Origin of the sequence: Stagnihabitans tardus, assembly GCF_009925085.1 — a bacterium.
Classification (GTDB): domain Bacteria; phylum Pseudomonadota; class Alphaproteobacteria; order Rhodobacterales; family Rhodobacteraceae; genus Stagnihabitans; species Stagnihabitans tardus.
Map to the genome: position 1 here is coordinate 12,898 of NZ_JAABNR010000031.1, position 16,739 is coordinate 29,636.

Below are 16,739 nucleotides of genomic sequence, written 5' to 3' on the forward strand. Positions count from 1 at the left end.
TTCGTCATGCTGACGGAGGTCTTGATCTTCGTGCCCTCCATCGCCCGGTTCCGGCTGGATTTCCTGGACGCAAGGCTGAAGGAGGCCCAGATCGCCTCCCTGGCGCAGCTGGCCGCGCCCGACATGGTCTCGCCCGAGCTGGAGGCCGAGCTTCTGAAGAATGCCGAGGTCTATAACGTCGTCCTGCGCCGCGACCAGGTGCGGCAGCTGGTCCTGTCCTCGACCATCCCCTCGCCCATCGCGGCCACCTATGACCTGCGCGAGGCGGATACCTGGGACCTGATCCGCGATGCCTTTGCCGTTCTGTGGGACCCGAAGGACGAGGTGATCCGCGTCATCGGCGCCCCGGTGCAGGAAGGCGGCATCCTGATCGAGGTCACGATGCAATCGGGGCCCATGCGCCACGCCATGGTCGATTACGGCGCGCGGATCCTGGTGATCTCGGCGCTGATCGCCCTGGTGACGGCGATGCTTCTCTTCATCGCGACCCAGCGCCTGATCGTCGTGCCGATCCGCCGCGTCGTGCGCCATATGCAGGCCTATGCCGCAGCGCCTGAGGATGGGCGCTCGATCATCGAACCGAGTGCCCGGGTGGTGGAGCTGCTGATCGCCGAAGAGGCTTTGCAGACCATGCAGACCCAGATGACCAATGCTCTGCGCCAGCGGGAACGCCTGGCGCAGCTTGGCTCTGCGGTCGCCAAGATCGCCCATGACCTGCGCAACATCCTGACCACGGCCCAGCTTTTCGCCGACCGGATCGAGGGCTCTGCCGATCCCGCCGTCGCCCGCGCGGCGCCCAAGCTTGTCGCCTCGATCACCCGCGCCGTGAACCTGTGCGAATCGACCCTGGCCTTTGGCCGCGCCGAAGAGGCTCCGCCGCGCCTGACCCGCTTCGTCCTGCGCGGCCTTCTGGAGGACGTCGTCGAAGGCGAGGGCCTGGGCCAGTCGGTCAGCGCCGTGATCGACGCCCCCGCCGTCCTGACCCTGCGCGCCGATGTCGAACAGCTTCACCGGGTGATCTCGAACCTCGTGCGCAACGCGCGCCAGGCGATCGAGGCCACGGGGGGCGAGGGGACCATCGAACTGGCCGGCGGCGAGAGCGATGCCGAATGGTGGATCCGCATCGGCGACACCGGTCCCGGCCTGCCGCCCAAGGCGCGGGAGCACCTGTTTGCCGCTTTCACCGGCTCGACCCGGGCCGGGGGGACAGGCTTGGGCCTGGCCATCGCGGCCGAGCTGGTGCGCGGCCATGGCGGCGCGCTGGAGCTGGTGCGGTCCGATGATCAGGGCACGGTCTTCGTCATCCGCCTGCCCAAGGATGCCGGGCCCGGAATGGGGACTTCGGAAGAAAGCCACTGACGTGGTGCTTTTTCCCCTTGCGCCCCCCACGCGCTGCGGCTAAATCCCACCGCACTGCGGACCCGTAGCTCAGTTGGATAGAGCATTAGACTACGAATCTAAGGGTCGGGCGTTCGAATCGCTCCGGGTCCGCCATAGAATTCAAGAGGCTGGCTGAAAAGCCGGCCTCTTTGCTTTTCACCGCCCGACCCGCAGCACCCGCAGCGCGTTCAAGATCACGGCGACGTCGATGGCCTCTTGGACCAGGGCGCCCTGAACCGGGGAGAGCAGCCCGAACCCCGCCGCGACCTGGCCTGCCAAAGACAGGCCGATCCCCGCCATGACGCTTTGCAAGGCGATGGCGCGGGCACCCTTGGCCACCGTCACGCCCTGGGCCAGGGCCTCCAGCCGGTCGACCAGCAGAACCACATCGGCCGCCTCGGCGCTGGCCGCAGCCCCCCGCGCCCCCATCGCCACGCCGACTTCGGCCGAGGCCAGGGCCGGCGCGTCGTTCACCCCGTCGCCCACCATCATCACCGGGCCCCTCCGCTGTTCCTCCCGCACCAGGGCCAGCTTGTCCCCGGGGCCGAGGTCGGCACGCACCGCGTCAAGCCCAAGATCCCGCGTCACGGCCTCGGCCACCTCGGCGCGGTCGCCCGTGGCGAGGAGGATCCGCCTCAGCCCCATGCCCCGCAGCCGCCGCAAGAGCCCCGCCGTGCCCGGCCGCAAAGGATCGGTCAGGATGATCCTCCCCACGGGCCGCCCCTCGACCGCGACGCAGACCGTGACCGCGCCGGGCTCCACCCCCGCCATGGCCAGCGCCCGGCCTGTCCGGCCCGCGACAAAGGCCTCGCCGCCGACGAGCACCGCCTGGCCCTCGATCCGCCCCGAGAGCCCCTCTCCCGGCTGTTCCTCCACCCCCTCGGGCAGGGGCAGGTCCAGGCCCCGCGCCCGCGCCTCGGCCACGAGCGCCCGCGCCACCGGATGGCCCGAGGCCTGGTCCAGCGCCGCCGCCAGCGCCAGGACCCGCTCGGGGTCGCCGCCATCGGCCACATGCACCGCCCGCACCTGCGGCCGCCCCTCGGTCAGCGTGCCGGTTTTGTCCAGCACGAGGCAGCGGACCTGCGCCATGGCCTCGAGCCCGCCCGCGCTTTTCACCAGGACGCCGAACTGCGCCGCCCGGCTGAGCCCCGCCACCAGGGCCACCGGAACCGCCAGGATCAGGGGGCAGGGCGTCGCCACCACCAGCACCGCCACCGCGCGCTGGGTCTCTCCGGTCAGAGCCCAGGCCGCCCCGGCAATGGCCAGCGTCACGGCGAGGAAGGCCAGCGCCCAGCGGTCGGCCATCCGCGCCATGGGCGCCTTGGAGCCCTGCGCCGCCTCGACCAGCCGCAGGATGCCCGCGAAGGTGCTTTCCTCGGCCCGGCGCTGGGCCAGCATGTCGAAGGCCTCGGCCGCGTTGACCATGCCGCTGAGCACCTCCTCGCCCTGGGTCGCCTGGCGGGGCAGGGGCTCCCCGGTCAGGGTCGAGGTGTCCAGGACGGCCAGCGGGCTTTCTACCCGCCCATCGACTGGCACCGTATCGCCCTGCCGGATCAAGAGCCGGTCGCCCGGGGCGATCTCGGCCAGGGCCACCTCCTCCAGCAGGCCATCCCGGTGGCGATGGGCCCTGCGCGGGACCTTGGAGAGCAGCGCCGTCATCTCGGACCGCGCGCGGGTCTCGGCAAAGGCCTCGAGAAGCCCGCCGCCCGCATACATGACCGCGACGACGACCGCCGCCAGCGGCTCCCCGGTGGCCAGGGCGGCGGACATCGAGAGCGCGGCGAGGATATCCAGCCCGAAGTCACCCTTGATGAGGCTGCGGAGGATCTCCCAGGCCAGCACCGCCAGGACGGGGAGCGTGGCAGCGGTCCAGACCTGGGGGGCGAGGGGGTTGTCCGTGGCCCAAAGCGCCAGGCCCGCGAGGAGGCCGCAGAGGGCGAGGAGGAAGAGGGCGATCTGGGGGAAGGTCTTGGACAAAGGGCGGCTCCCGGTCAGGTGGGGGCAGCTTGGCACGGAATGGGGCGGGGGGATATGACAGAGGTCAAGGGAGGGTGCGTGCAAGCATGCACCCTACGGCCCCCAGATGTTGCCGGAGGCCATGAGGATAGATCATGCGCCGATGGGATGGCGACTTTGCCGATCCATGACGCGCCAGTCCCTGATCAGGCGAGGCGCTTGCGCCGAAGGGCGGCCAGACCCGCGAGAGCGCCCGCCAACAGCAGGCCCGTGGCGGGCAGCGGCACGGCAGCCATCGGACCCGTCCGGGCCAGAACCTCCGAGTCGGTCAGGGCGCCGTCATAAATTTCCAGGTAGTCCATTTTCCCCGAAGCCTCTTCGTCCGTGTAGGAAACCTGGTCGTTGAACAGACGCAGCATGTCGGTGGCATGGGGCAAATGCGCCGCCGCGCCGCTGGGAAAGCTGAACTGCAAGGCGCCGTTGAGAAAGACCTTGGACAGGGAGCCGTCAAAGACGACTGCCAGAACGAAGTCGGTGTTCGCGGCGGTCGTGGTCGTGGAGGACCCATAGCCACCACAGCAGTAGTTCAGGTTCCCATCCCGGAAGTACAGCCCCTCGTCCGACACGAAGCCCCCGGACGCGAGCGGCACATCGGTTGCGAGGACGCGCCTCCAGCCGCTCATGTCGTCCAGATTGGCGCGCAGCACCAGCGACCAACTTGAGAGGGCCGTCCCGAAATTCAGGTCAAGCCCATCCGCCAAACCGAAGTTGTAAGAGCCCGACCCCACCGTGCCCGCACCAGTTTCGGTGGCCGTGGTATGGCCAAGGCTGTCGGTAGCGGTCGTTCCATCGAAGAGGAACTGGCTGTAAAGCGTCGCCGCAGGGGCAGGGAGGGCGAGGGCGGCCACCATCAGGGCCGAGCAGGAAAGCAGGCGCATGAATACCTCAATCAGCAGATGCGCGTTCAATTCTTGTCACCTACCATACCGGAGAGAAGCTTTCATCTGTTTTCTGCGCATGAGAAAGGGGGCCCGCAGGCCCCCGTGGTGAAGCTTGTCGAGAGAGAGATCACCGCTCCTCGATCAGGATCTCCCGTTTCCCCACATGGTTCGCCGCCGTGACCACGCCCTGCTCTTCCATCTGCTCGACCAGCCGCGCCGCCTTCTGATAGCCGATCGCCAGCTTCCGCTGGATATAGCTCGTCGAGCACTTCCGGTCGCGCGCCACGATGGCCACGGCCTGGTCGTAGAGCGTGTCGTCCGAGCCGTCGCCGCCCAGGCCCAGGACCGCGTCGATTTCCGAGGCCTCGCCCTCTTCAGGGCCCTCGACCACGCCGGACATATATTGCGGCGGGCCGAAGCTCTTCAGGTGGGCGACGATTTCCTCGACCTCTTCGTCCGACACGAAGGGCCCGTGGATACGCGTGATCCGCGCGCCGCCGGCCATGTAGAGCATGTCGCCCTGGCCCAAGAGCTGCTCGGCCCCCTGTTCGCCCAGGATCGTGCGGCTGTCGATCTTCGAGGTCACCTGGAAGGAGATCCGGGTCGGGAAGTTCGCCTTGATCGTGCCGGTGATGACATCGACCGAAGGCCGCTGGGTCGCCATGATCAGGTGGATGCCCGAGGCGCGGGCCATCTGCGCCAGGCGCTGGATGCAGGCCTCGATCTCCTTGCCCGCCACCATCATCAGGTCGGCCATCTCGTCCACGACCACCACGATATAGGGGATGGCCACCGGGGCGAATTCGTCGGTCTCGAAGACGGGCTCGCCGGTGTCTTCGTCAAAGCCGGTCTGGATCGTGCGCTTGAACATCTCGCCCTTGGCGATGGCTTCGCGGACGCGGCCGTTATAGCCCTCGATGTTGCGCACCCCCATCTTGGACATCTTGCGATAGCGGTCCTCCATCTCGGAGACCACCCATTTCAGCGCCACGACGGCCTTCTTCGGGTCGGTCACCACCGGCGACAGGAGATGCGGGATGCCGTCATAGACCGACAGTTCCAGCATCTTGGGGTCGATCATGATCAACCGGCATTCCTCGGGCGTGAGCTTGTAGAGGAGGCTCAGGATCATCGTGTTGATCGCCACCGACTTGCCCGAACCCGTGGTCCCGGCGATCAGAAGGTGAGGCATCTTGGCGAGGTTCGCAATCACCGGCTCGCCGCCGATATCCTTGCCCAAGGCCAAAGGCAGGCGCAGGGAGGAATCGCCAAACTCCCGCGCCGAGAGGATCTCCCGCAGGACGACCTTTTCGCGCGTGGCATTGGGCAGCTCGATCCCGATCACCGTGCGGCCCGGCACGGTCGAAACCCGGGCCGACAGGGCCGACATGCTGCGTGCGATGTCATCGGACAGGCCGATCACACGGCTGGCCTTCAGCCCCGGCGCCGGTTCCAGCTCATACATCGTCACCACCGGCCCCGGACGGACCGAGGTGATCTCGCCGCGCACGCCGTAATCGTCCAGCACATTCTCCAGCATCCGGGCGTTTTCCTCCAGCGCCTCGGTCGAGAGCTGGTTGCGCGACACGGTCGAGGCCGGGGTCAAGAGCGACAGGGGCGGGAGTTCATAGGTCGAGACCTGGTCTTCGAAGCGCAACCGGGGCTGCTCCTCCGCCAGGGCCTGGCGCGAGGGGGTGGGCTTCTTCACCTGCGTTTGCACCAGGGGGGCGGCGGGGCGGGTGGCGACCAGGGGTTTGCGGATCACGGGGGTAGGGTCGTAATCCGGCTCCATCTGCGCGTCGTCATAGGCCCCGTCGTCATGAGCCTCGTCGTCCTGGGCCCATTGCGCGGCGATGGCCGGTTCATAGGTCGCATCATCCTCCCCGGAGAGGTCGACGGAGAGGTCCGTCTCCCAGTCGGCAGGGCCGCGGGTGTCGGCTTGCGGGGCGGTGAAGTCGGCGGGGCTGGCCTCGGGCTCCAGCGCGCGACCCAAGGTCACGGGGGGCTCGACCAGGCGGCGGGGCGGCTCGGCCACCGGAGCCGCGGGGCGCGTCGCCACCAGGCCCGCCGCGGCCACGGCGGGCTTGATCGCCCCGGTTGAGATCACCAGGGGCTGCGGGCTGCGGGGCAGGGGGGGCTTGGCGGCGGGACGGGTCATGCCGGGCTCACGCCGCGCGGCGATGGCCGCCGTGATCGGGGACATGTCCGACAGGGCCACGGGCTCGGCGGTCCGCGCCCGGATGACCGAGGAAATCCGCGCCTTGATCCGGTCCTCGGAGGGCGCCTCGAGATCCGCCGAGAGCGGCGGCTCGATCAATTCGGGCTCGGGTTCCGGCGCGCGGCGGATGATCTGCGGCAGGCGCGAGAACAGGGAGCGGGGCTCTTCGACCTCTTCCACCGCCCGGGGCTCGGCACGCAGCGGCGCCACGGCCTTGCGCGGGGCAGAAGCGCGCAGAGGTTCGGGCTGGGCGAAGACCGGGGCCTCTTCCTCTTCCTCCGCATGGGTCATGCGGGCCGTGCCGATGGTCTGCGCCTTGGCCGCAGCGCGGGCCGCAACCCGGGTCGCGCGCTCGGCCTCGGCGCGTTCGGCCGCCGCCGCCCGTCGCTCGGCGAGCTTCGCCCCCAGGGTCGAGGCCGCCGTGACCGACCCAACCGCCCCCTTGCCCAGGACCTGCATCAGGCTGTGATAGGCAAAGACCAGCCCCACGGCCAGAAACCCCGCCGTCAGCGCCAGTTCGCGGAAGGAGAACCCGGTGACGAAGAGGAACATGGCGACAAAGGCCAGGGCCGAGACCAGGGACAGGATCTTGACCGCCACCAGGGTCGAGCCCGGGATGATGGTCAAAAGGCTCAAAGCGATCGTATCGCCGAAGAGGCCTCCCAGGCCGAACTTGTGCGGCCAGTCCGCCCCCGGCACCAGGGTTGCGGCATAAACCGAGCCCAGGGCCACGGCGATCACCGCAAAGACCACGCGGCTGACCGCCCGGTCCGCGCCGATATGGCTGGCAAAGCGCACGCCCCAGGCACACAGCACCGCCGGGATCCCCCAGGCGCCCATGCCGCCCACCGTGATCAGCGTCGAGGCCACCGCAGCTCCAAGCCGCCCCAGGGCGTTGTTCACCGGCTGGTCGGACGAGACCATCCAGCCCGGGTCCGAGGGCGAATAGGACAGAAGGATCAACGCAAAGGCAAAGGCCAGGCCGATCAGGGCCAGGCCGAAAAGCTCTCTCCCCCGGCGTTCCAGCATGGCCTGGACGCGTTGGTCAAGAAGCGGGTCGCGCTGTCGGGACTGGTAGGACGCCATGGGAACCTCAACCGTAAAGGCAGTCGCGGAGCAAAGTGAGCCCCCGCTGCGTCTCGTCTTTGGGGCCGACAAGCGCGGCCCGGATGTAAGTCTTGCCCGGATTGAAGCCATGGGCCTCGCGGGAGAGATAAGCGCCGGGGAGGACCCGGACGCCGGTCTTTTGCCAGAGCCGGAGGGTGGCTTCCTCGCCATCCTCGACCGGAAGCCAGAGGAAGAAGCCGCCCTCGGGCAGTTGGAAGCCCTGGATGCCCGCGAAGACCTGCGCCGCGACCTCGAATTTCTCGTGATAGAGCGCGCGGGAGGCAGTGACATGGGCCTCGTCGGCCCAGGCCGCGGCCGAGACCGCCTGGATGGGCTGGGGCAGGGGGGCTCCGGCGAAGCTGCGGAGCTTGCGGATTTGGGCCACGGATTTGGCGCCACCGGCCACGAAGCCCGACCGCAGGCCGGGCAGGTTCGACCGTTTCGACAGCGAATGGAAGGTGAAGACCCGCTCGGGATCGGCGCCGATCTCGCGGGCCACTTCCAGGATGCCGGGGGGCGGCGCGGTCCGCCAGACCTCGGCATAGCATTCGTCGGCAAAGATGCGGAAGTCGTGTTTCTCGGCCAGGTGCAAAAGCTCCGCCCAATAGGCGCGGCTTGCCACGGCGCCCTGGGGATTGGCCGGAGAGCAGATATAGGCAATCGTCGTGCGGTCGAGGATATCTGTGGGCAGTCCCGCGTAATCGGGCAGGAAGCCGGTCTGGGCCGTGGCGGGCACGTAATGGGGCTCGGCGCCAGAGGTCACGGCGGCGACGGTATAGACCTGGTAAAACGGGTTGGGGATCAGGAAGACCGGGGTCTTGCCATTCTTCAGTTCCGGCGCCACGGCCAGGGCGGCGTTGAAGAGCCCCTCGCGGGTGCCGTTCAGCGCCATGATGTTTTCCGCCGCCATTTCAACGCCATAGCGGCGCGAAATCCAGCCGGTGATGGCCGACAGAAGCTCTGGCGTGCCGTCGTTGTTCGGATAGGCGCCAAAGCCCGAAAGGTTGGCCGCCAGGATGGGGCCCACGAAATCGGGCATCGGATGGCGCGGCTCGCCGATCGTCATCTGGATCGTGGGGCCGCCTGCGGCATGACTGTCCAACAGCTTCCGCAGACGCGGAAACGCGTAGTCTGGCAGGTTCGAGAACCGCTCAGGATAATTCATCTGCCTCGTCCCCGGGGTCGTTTCGCCCCGTTTTCAGGAACCCTAGCCAAAACCCCGGGGCTGGTCCAGAAAAAGTGAACAGAGGGGCGAGGTTGGGGGCTGGACTTGTGGCAAATGGGGCTCAGGCGGGCGTCAGCGCAGGGCGGCTTCGGCGGCGAGCCCGATGCGGAGGAGCCGGTATTCGGCGCCGGGGGCTGCCATCAGCGACAGGCCGCAGGCGGGCTGCGAGGTGGGCAGGGTCAGGACGCATTGGTCCAGGAGGTTGCCGATGCGGGTGTTGCGCAAGGCCAGCAGGTTTTCGGTGACGTAATAGGCCTCGTCGGTCATCAGGCGGCCTGCATGGGGCGGCAGGATCGGCGCGGTGGGGATCAGGATGGCGTCGTAACCGGCCGTGGTCTGGGCATAGGACGCGCGCAGCGTCCGCAGCTTTCGCCAGGCGGCGATGTGATCCGAGGCCTTGGCCTGCCCGCCCGTGCGGAAGCGTTCGAGGATGCGGGGGAACATCAGCTGGGGGGCGGCCTCGATCGTGGCCTCCCAGATCGCATAGGCCTCGGGGGCGACGAGGGTTCCGGCCAGCGCCAGGGCGCTTGCGACCTCGGGGGCCTGGAGGCGGGTGATCTGGGCGCCCGCCCTTGTCAGGCGGGCAAGGGCGTCGTCGAAGCCCTTGGCGGGGGCCTCGCGCAGGTCATCGAGCGCCAGGGTCTCCAGCACCGCGAGGCGCAGGCCCGAGAGGGGCAGGGGCGTCAGGTCGGGGGCGCGGGTGCCTTCCAGCAGGGACAGCAGCAGGGCGCAGTCCTCGACCGTATGGGCCAGCGGGCCCACGGTGTCGAAGCTCTCGGCCAGCGGGACCACGCCCTTCAGCGAGAGGCGGCCATGGGTGGTCTTGAGCCCGACAAGGTCGTTCCAGGCCGAGGGGATGCGGACAGAGCCCCCGGTGTCCGACCCCACGGCGGCGGGTGCGATGCCATAGGCCACCGAGGCAGCGGCGCCCGAGGAAGAGCCTCCGGGGACGGAATGCGGGTTGTTGATGCAGGGCGGCGTGGCGGTGACGGGGTTCAGGCCCAGGCCGGAGAAGGCCAGCTCCGACATATGCGTCTTGCCGAGGCAGACCGAGCCCATGAGGGTGGCGACGCGCAGCACCTCGGCATCCGCCGTGGGGATGCGGTGCTTCAAGAGCGCCGATCCGGCCTCGGTCGCCGTGCCCGCCGTGTCGAAGAGGTCTTTCCAGGACAGGGGCACGCCGTCCAGCGGGTGACGGCGGAGCCCGGATTTGGCGCGGGCGGCGGCGGCCATGGCCTCGGCCCGGGCGCGGGGGGCTGTGGTGCGGGCATAGATGCGGTCGCGGTGGGGATGGGACTCGATTTCCGACAGGAAGTATTCGGCCAGTTCGACCGGGTTCACCTTGCCCTTTTCGATGTCGCGGCCGAGGTCTGCGGCGGTCATATGGGACCAGGTGCCGGTCATGGGGTCATCCTTTTCGCGCAAGCGTTCCAATTTCTCCCCGCCGCCCCGGGCTTGACCCGGGGCCTCGACGCAAGGGCTGCCCGGGCGGTCATGCGGGGATCACCTTGCCGGGGTTCATCAGGCCCTTGGGGTCCAGCGCCTGTTTCACCGCCCGCATGATCTCCAGCGCCACGGGGTCCTTGCGCCGCTTCATCGAGGCCAGTTTCGAGAGCCCCACGCCATGTTCGGCCGAGAAAGAGCCGCCGAGGTCCTGGACCACATCCTCCACCGCCTCGATCACCGCGTCGTAAAGCCCCTCGCGGGAGGGGTAGACGGTGAAATGCAGGTTGCCGTCGCCGAGATGGGCGACCGTGATCGTCTCAAACCCTGGGTCCAGCGCGGGCAGCCGGGCCTCGATCCTTGTGAAGAACTCCGCCACCGATTGCAGCGGCAAGGAGATATCCGTGTCGATCGTGGGCTGGCGGGAGTTCATCACCTCGGCCGCCAGCTCGCGCCTTTTCCACATGGCGAGCCTTTGGGCATCCGAGGCGGCGATTTCGGCGTCCAGCACCGTGCCCGCCTCCATCATCGCAGCCAAAGTGTCCTCCAACAGCGCCTGGAGCGGCACGCGGCCATCCTCGCCCACCGCGCAGTCACGGGGCGCGGTGGAGGCGACCTCCATCAGGATATTGACCTCGTGCAGCGTCGCGAAGGGCTGGCGGATGTCAGGGCGATGGGCCTTCAGGCGCTCCATATAGCTGCGGGGCATGAATTCGAAGGCCTCGACCAGGCCGCCGGTGGCCTCTTGCAGGCGGTTCAGAAGGCCCAGGGCGGCGGGGAGGTCGGTGACGGCGGCCCAGGCGGTGGCATAGGCGCGGGGCTTGGGCACCAGCCGCATCGTGGCCGCCGTGATCACGCCCAGGGTCCCCTCGGCGCCGATGAACATCTGCCGCAGGTCGTAACCGGAGTTGTTCTTGTGCAGCTCGCTCATCAGGTTCAGGATGCGGCCATCGGCCAAGACGACCTCGAGCCCGAGGCACAGCCCCCGGGTCGAGCCATAGCGCAACACGTTCGACCCGCCGGCATTGGTCGAGAGGACCCCGCCGATCATCGCAGACCCGCGCGCACCGAACCAGAGCGGGAAGTAAAGCCCCAGGGCCTCCGCCGCGTCATGCAGGTTTTGCAGCACCACGCCCGCCTCGACCACGGCGACACGGGCCTCGGGGTGGATCGAGCGGATGCGGTTCATCCGCTCGACCGAGAGGAACAGCCCGCCCTCGGTCATCGCGCCGCCCACGATCCCCGTCAGGCCCGAGACCGGGATGACCGGCACGCCATGGGCCTGGGCGAGGCGCAGGACGGCGGCCACCTCATCGGTGCTGCCCGGGCGGGCGACGGCGCAGGGGGCGGGTTTGTAATGGCCGGACCAGTCATGGGTATAGCGAGCCAGGGCCTCGCCGGTCACGACGTTTTCGGCCCCCAGGGCCTCGGTCAGCGCGGCGATCAGGGTCATTGGATCTGGTCCAGGAGTTTCAGCACATCGGGGCCCAGCCCCTCGACGATCTTTGTGACGCCCTCTGCCGTGGGGTGCAAGCCATCCGCTTGCAGGAAGGGGCCAAGCTTGGCCGGGTCGGGCGGATTGCCCAAAAGCGGCGCATAGAAGCCGGGGTTGAACAGGACCTGGTATTCTGCCGCAAGCTCGGGATAGATCGCGTCGAAGGCCTTTTGGTAATCGGGGCCCAGGTTGGCAGGGGCCTGCATGGCGACCAGAAGCACCGGGATGCCCTTGGCCTTGGCGCCCTTCAGGATCGCCTCGAGATTGGCGCGCGAGGCCTCGGGCGGCAGGCCGCGCAGCATGTCATTGCCCCCCAGCGCCACGATCAGGGCCTTGACCTCGGGCGCAAGCGTCCAATCGAGCCGCGAGAGCCCCCCCGCCGTCGTATCGCCCGAGACCCCGGCATTGACCACCGTCACCTCGCGCCCCTGCGCCGCAAGCCAGGCTTGCAACTGCGGCGCCAGCCCCTCGCCATCGGGCAGGCCATAGCCCGCCGTCAGACTGTCGCCCAAAGCGGCAATCACCTGGTCCGCCGTGGCGGGAAGGGCACTTCCCCCCACAAGTAACGCAAGCGTGAGATTGCGGATTGCGCGGCCAAGACCATATGGAAGACGAAAGAGGTGATGCATGGATGTTCTGGAACTTTCAGGGGTGCGGTTGACGCTGGATGGCAATGCTGGTCCGGTGGAAATCCTGCGGGGGATCGACCTGAGCGTCAAGGCAGGAGAGAGCCTGGCGCTGATCGGGCCTTCGGGTTCGGGCAAGTCCTCGCTTCTGATGCTGATGGCGGGGCTGGAGAAGGCGACGGGCGGCAAGGTTGCAGCCCTGGGCCAGGACCTCGGCGCCATGGACGAGGACGCCCTGGCGCGGTTCCGGCGCGGGCGGATGGGGGTGGTCTTCCAGAGCTTTCACCTGATCCCGACCATGACGGCCTTGGAGAATGTCGCCGTGCCGCTGGAGATCGCGGGGGTGGCCAATGCCGCACGCCTCGCCGCCGAAGAGCTGGAGGCCGTGGGGCTGGGGGCCCGGAAGGGCCATTACCCCAGCCAGATGTCGGGGGGGGAGCAACAGCGCGTGGCGCTCGCTCGCGCCTCGGCGGGGCGGCCGAAGCTGCTTCTGGCCGATGAGCCGACGGGGAACCTCGACCAGGCCAATGGGGCGGCGATCATGGACCTGCTCTTCGGCCTGAGGGATCGCCATGGCGCGACCTTGGTCATGGTGACCCATGCGCCGGAGCTGGCCGAGCGCTGCGACCGCGTCGTCCGCATGGCGGATGGGCGGCTGGCATGAGGTTGGCATTTACTCTGGCCCTGCGGGAGATGCGGGGCGGGCTTTCGGGCTTTCGGGTCCTGATCCTCTGCCTGACCCTTGGGGTGGCTGCGATTGCGGCGGTGGGCACTTTGCGCGCGGCCATCGAGGCCGGGCTGAGTGACCAGGGCGCGGTGATCCTGGGCGGCGATGCCCAGGTCAGCTTCACCTATCGCCGCGCCGATGCCGAGGAACTGGCCTGGATCGAGGCCAATGCGACCGCCGTGTCAGAGGTTCTGACCTTTCGGTCCTTGGCCGTCGTCGGAGAGGATCAGGCCCTGACCCAGGTCAAGGCGGTGGATGACGCCTGGCCCCTGCTCGGCCAGGTCAAGCTGGACCAGGGCACCCTGGCCGAGGCCTTTGCGACCAAGGAGGGCAAGCCCGGCGCGGTGATGGAGAAGCTTCTGGCCGACCGCCTGGGGCTCGTCCCGGGCGACAGCTTCAAGCTTGGCCTGCAAGAGTTCCGCTTGGGCGCCCTGATGCTGTCGGAACCCGACAGCGCCACGGCGGGCATCGGCTTTGCGCCGAAGACCGTGGTCCAAAGCGCAGCCCTCGGGGCCTCGGGGCTTTTGGCGCCGGGGTCGATGTATGACAGCCATTACCGCATGGTGACCCAGGCGCCGCTTGGGCCCTTGAAGACCGAGGCCGAGGCGAAGTTCGGCGAGAAGGGGCTCGACTGGACCGACCGGCGCAATGCCGCCCGGGGGGTGGAGCGTTTCGTCGACCGGCTGGGGTCCTTCCTGATCCTGGTGGGGCTCGCGGGGCTCGCCGTGGGCGGGGTGGGCGTGGCCTCGGCCGTCAGGGCCTGGATGGAGCGGCGGGTGGCGACGATTGCGACGCTGAAAGTCCTCGGCGCCGAGGGCGGGCTGGTGGCGCAGGTCTACCTGGTGCAGGTCCTGGCCGTGGTGGCCTTGGGGACGGGGCTTGGCCTCGCCCTGGGCGCGGGCGCCATGATGGCGGTCTTTCCGCTGATCATCGCAGAGCTGCCCTTTCCGGTGACGGTGGGGCTTTACCCGCAACCGCTGATCGAGGCCGCGTTTTACGGCATCGTGACGGGGATGCTCTTTGCCCTTTGGCCCCTGGCGCAGGCGCTGCGGCAGGGGGCGGCGGCGCTCTATCGCGGCGCGGGGCGGCTTTGGCCCGGCAAGGGCTGGATCCTGGTCCAGGTCGTGCTGCTCCTGGCCCTGGTCGGCGGCGCGGTCTGGTTTTCCGGCAACTGGATGCTGACGCTCGGCACCCTGGGCGGGGTGGCTGCGGTGCTGGCGGTGCTTTGGGGCGCGGGCTGGGGCCTGGCCCGGGTCGCGCGGAGGGTCGCGCGCAGCCGGCTGGTCGATGGCCGCCCCGGGTTGCGGCTGGCGCTGGCCGCCATCGGGGGCCCAAGGTCCGAGGCCATGTCGGTCGTCCTCTCGCTGGGCCTGGGCCTTTCCGTCCTGGCCGTGGTGGGCCAGATCGACGCCAACTTCCGCCTCGCCATCGCGCGCGACCTGCCGACCCGGGCGCCCTCTTTCTTCTTCATCGACATCCAGCCCGACCAGACCGCGCCCTTCCTCGCGCGGATGGAGGAGGATCCCGCCGTGACCAAGGTCGAAAGTGCCGCCATGTTGCGCGGCACGCTGACCCAGATCAACGGCCGCCCGGCGAAAGAGGTCGCGGGCGATCACTGGGTGGTGCGCGGCGACCGGGGGATCTCCCTGGCCGATGCGATGCCCGAGGGGACGGAGGTGACCGCGGGGCAATGGTGGCCCGAGGGCTATAGCGGCCCGGGCCAGGTCAGCTTCGCCGCCGACGAGGCCGCCGAGATCGGGCTGAAGCTGGGCGATGCGCTGGTCCTGAACATCCTCGGCCGCGATATCCCTGTGACGGTGACGAGCTTCCGCAAGGTCGATTTCTCCAACGCCGGGATGGGGTTTGTGATGGTGGTGGACAAGGCGGCCCTGGCGGGCGCGCCCTATACCTCGATTGCCACAGTCTATGCCGAGCCCGAGGCCGAGGCTACGCTCTTGCGCGACACCGCCCGGACCTGGCCCAATGTCACGGCGATTTCCGTCAAGGAGGCCATCGCCAAGGTGGTCGAGGCCCTGACCGCGATTGCCACAGCCACCGTCGCGGCGGCGGGGGCGGTGCTGGTCGTGGGGCTGGTGGTGCTGGTGGGCGCCGTGGCCTCGGGCGTGCCTTTGCGGCTGCGCGAGGCCTCGGTGCTGAAGGTGCTGGGGGCGACGCGGGGGAGGATCCTTGGAAGCTTTGCCTTGCGTGCGGCGATCATGGGGGCTGCGGCGGGGCTCGTGGCGGTGGGGGCGGGCGCGGTCGGCGGCTGGGCCGTCCTGTCGCTGGTCATGGAGCTGCCCTTCGTCTTCGAGCCCTGGTCGGCGCTGGGTGTGGTCTCGGGCGGGGTCCTGGTGACCCTGGTGGCGGGGCTGATCTTTGCCGCCGTGCCCCTGCGCGCCCGGCCTGCCGGGGTCTTGCGGACGGTGGAGGGCTGAGGGATTCCCGTCAGCCCTGGAATTTGCCGTTGAAAATCGCCGGAAATGGAATAGAAGTTCCAGCGACAAAAACCCGGGCTGCGGCCAAGGAGGATGAGATGTTGAGATTCGGGCTTCTGGGCGCTGGGCGCATCGGCAAGGTTCATGCCAAGGCCGTGACGGGCAATCCGGCGGCGAAGCTGGTGGCCGTGGCCGATGCCATGGCCCCCGCCGCCGAGGCGATTGCCGCGCAATATGGCTGCGAGGTGCGGTCCATCGAGGCGATCCTTGCGGCGAAAGACATCGATGCCGTGGTGATCTGCACGCCGACCGACACCCATGCTGACCTGATCGAGGCCTTCACCAATGCGGGCAAGGCGGTCTTCTGCGAAAAGCCGATCGACCTGTCGATCGACCGGGTGAAGAAGTGCCTCGAGGTCGTGCGCGCCAACAAGGGCACGCTGATGGTGGGCTTCAACCGCCGCTTCGACCCGCATTTCCAGGCGGTGAAGGCGGAAATCACCAAGGGCTCGATTGGCGAGGTCGAGATGGTGACGATCACCTCCCGCGATCCCGGCGCGCCTCCGGTGGACTATATCGCGCGGTCGGGCGGGATTTTCCGCGACATGACGATCCATGATTTCGACATGGCGCGGTTCCTCCTGGGCGAGGAAGTGACCGAAGTGTCGGCCATGGCCTCGGTCCTGGTCGATCCGGCCATCGGCAAGGCGGGCGACAGCGATTCCGTGCAGGTCATGCTGAAGACCGCGAGCGGCAAGATGGCCGTCATCTCGAACTCCCGCCGCGCGACCTATGGCTATGACCAGCGCATCGAGGTTCATGGCTCGGCCGGCGTGGTTTCGGCCGAGAACCAGCGGCCGGTGTCGATCGAGGTGGCGAATGGCGCGGGCTATACCCGCCCGCCGCTGCACGACTTCTTCATGACGCGTTACACCGAGGCCTATGCGGCGGAAATCGCGGCCTTTATCGACGCGGTGGGCGGCAAGGCTTCCGCCTCGCCCTCGGGCGAGGATGGGCTTCTGGCCCTGGCGCTCGCCGAGGCCGCGCTGAAGTCGGTGGCTCTGGGCCGCGTGGTCAAGGTCTCGGAAATCTGAGGATTTCCTCGGGCGGAAAGGGGGCGCGGCCTGACGGCCGCGCCCTTTTGCTTGCGCAAAGCTGGAGGGGGGCGCTGCCCCCCTCCAGACCT

At 68.8% G+C, this 16,739-nt stretch carries 11 protein-coding genes and 1 tRNA gene; 5 read left to right on the forward strand and 7 right to left on the reverse strand.

The features are described 5' to 3' along the window. The first annotated feature begins 6 nt into the window (after positions 1-6). Positions 7-1,359, forward strand: a complete 1,353-nt coding sequence (locus GV832_RS19295) for a sensor histidine kinase (protein ID WP_168776527.1) — start codon at positions 7-9, stop codon at positions 1,357-1,359. Between the two features lie 58 nt (positions 1,360-1,417). Beyond that, a tRNA-Arg gene (locus tag GV832_RS19300) sits at positions 1,418-1,494 on the forward strand. 42 nt (positions 1,495-1,536) lie between these two features. On the opposite strand, the gene GV832_RS19305 is transcribed toward GV832_RS19300, so the two are convergent. The 7 genes from GV832_RS19305 to GV832_RS19335 form a co-directional block, all read right to left on the reverse strand. Next, on the reverse strand, positions 1,537-3,357 hold the full coding sequence (locus GV832_RS19305; protein WP_227754547.1) for a heavy metal translocating P-type ATPase: 1,821 nt from the start codon (positions 3,355-3,357) through the stop codon (positions 1,537-1,539). A 185-nt stretch (positions 3,358-3,542) separates the two neighbouring features. Continuing rightward, positions 3,543-4,274, reverse strand: coding sequence for a LamG-like jellyroll fold domain-containing protein (locus GV832_RS19310; RefSeq protein ID WP_168776529.1), 732 nt, complete (start codon positions 4,272-4,274; stop codon positions 3,543-3,545). 130 nt (positions 4,275-4,404) lie between these two features. Continuing rightward, on the reverse strand, positions 4,405-7,581 hold the full coding sequence (locus GV832_RS19315) for a DNA translocase FtsK (protein ID WP_168776518.1): 3,177 nt from the start codon (positions 7,579-7,581) through the stop codon (positions 4,405-4,407). A gap of 7 nt (positions 7,582-7,588) precedes the next feature. Continuing rightward, positions 7,589-8,767 carry an aminotransferase class I/II-fold pyridoxal phosphate-dependent enzyme gene (locus tag GV832_RS19320; RefSeq protein WP_168776519.1) on the reverse strand — a complete coding sequence of 393 codons (1,179 nt, stop codon included), beginning with the start codon at positions 8,765-8,767 and terminating at the stop codon, positions 7,589-7,591. A gap of 132 nt (positions 8,768-8,899) precedes the next feature. Next, entirely contained in the window at positions 8,900-10,231 is a 1,332-nt protein-coding gene (locus tag GV832_RS19325) for an amidase (RefSeq protein ID WP_227754548.1), read from the reverse strand. A gap of 88 nt (positions 10,232-10,319) precedes the next feature. After that, a complete protein-coding gene (locus GV832_RS19330; protein ID WP_168776520.1) occupies positions 10,320-11,723 on the reverse strand; it encodes an FAD-binding oxidoreductase in 1,404 nt (467 codons plus the stop codon). Continuing rightward, positions 11,720-12,394, reverse strand: a complete 675-nt coding sequence (locus tag GV832_RS19335; RefSeq protein ID WP_168776521.1) for an arylesterase — start codon at positions 12,392-12,394, stop codon at positions 11,720-11,722. The genes GV832_RS19330 and GV832_RS19335 overlap by 4 nt, the downstream gene beginning before the upstream one ends. Between GV832_RS19335 and GV832_RS19340 the strand changes: the two genes are divergently transcribed. The 3 genes from GV832_RS19340 to iolG all read left to right on the forward strand — a co-directional run bounded on the left by GV832_RS19340 (position 12,393) and on the right by iolG (position 16,647). Next, a complete protein-coding gene (locus GV832_RS19340) occupies positions 12,393-13,055 on the forward strand; it encodes an ABC transporter ATP-binding protein (protein ID WP_168776522.1) in 663 nt (220 codons plus the stop codon). The genes GV832_RS19335 and GV832_RS19340 overlap by 2 nt on opposite strands. Beyond that, on the forward strand, positions 13,052-15,553 hold the full coding sequence (locus GV832_RS19345) for an ABC transporter permease (RefSeq protein ID WP_168776523.1): 2,502 nt from the start codon (positions 13,052-13,054) through the stop codon (positions 15,551-15,553). The genes GV832_RS19340 and GV832_RS19345 overlap by 4 nt, the downstream gene beginning before the upstream one ends. Before the next feature lie 98 nt (positions 15,554-15,651). Beyond that, complete coding sequence (gene iolG, locus GV832_RS19350) at positions 15,652-16,647, forward strand: inositol 2-dehydrogenase (RefSeq protein ID WP_168776524.1); 996 nt, start codon at positions 15,652-15,654, stop codon at positions 16,645-16,647. Positions 16,648-16,739: the final 92 nt, after the last annotated feature.

Excerpts from the sequence above, each read along its gene's own strand:
- GV832_RS19295 (WP_168776527.1), top strand. The coding sequence starts at position 7 with ATGCTGACGGAGGTCTTGATCTTCGTGCCCTCCATCGCCCGGTTCCGG.
- GV832_RS19310 (WP_168776529.1), bottom strand. The coding sequence starts at position 4,274 with ATGCGCCTGCTTTCCTGCTCGGCCCTGATGGTGGCCGCCCTCGCCCTC.
- GV832_RS19315 (WP_168776518.1), bottom strand. The coding sequence starts at position 7,581 with ATGGCGTCCTACCAGTCCCGACAGCGCGACCCGCTTCTTGACCAACGC.
- GV832_RS19320 (WP_168776519.1), bottom strand. The coding sequence starts at position 8,767 with ATGAATTATCCTGAGCGGTTCTCGAACCTGCCAGACTACGCGTTTCCG.
- GV832_RS19325 (WP_227754548.1), bottom strand. The coding sequence starts at position 10,231 with ATGACCGGCACCTGGTCCCATATGACCGCCGCAGACCTCGGCCGCGAC.
- GV832_RS19330 (WP_168776520.1), bottom strand. The coding sequence starts at position 11,723 with ATGACCCTGATCGCCGCGCTGACCGAGGCCCTGGGGGCCGAAAACGTC.
- GV832_RS19340 (WP_168776522.1), top strand. The coding sequence starts at position 12,393 with ATGGATGTTCTGGAACTTTCAGGGGTGCGGTTGACGCTGGATGGCAAT.
- GV832_RS19335 (WP_168776521.1), bottom strand. The coding sequence starts at position 12,394 with ATGCATCACCTCTTTCGTCTTCCATATGGTCTTGGCCGCGCAATCCGC.
- GV832_RS19345 (WP_168776523.1), top strand. The coding sequence starts at position 13,052 with ATGAGGTTGGCATTTACTCTGGCCCTGCGGGAGATGCGGGGCGGGCTT.
- iolG (WP_168776524.1), top strand. The coding sequence starts at position 15,652 with ATGTTGAGATTCGGGCTTCTGGGCGCTGGGCGCATCGGCAAGGTTCAT.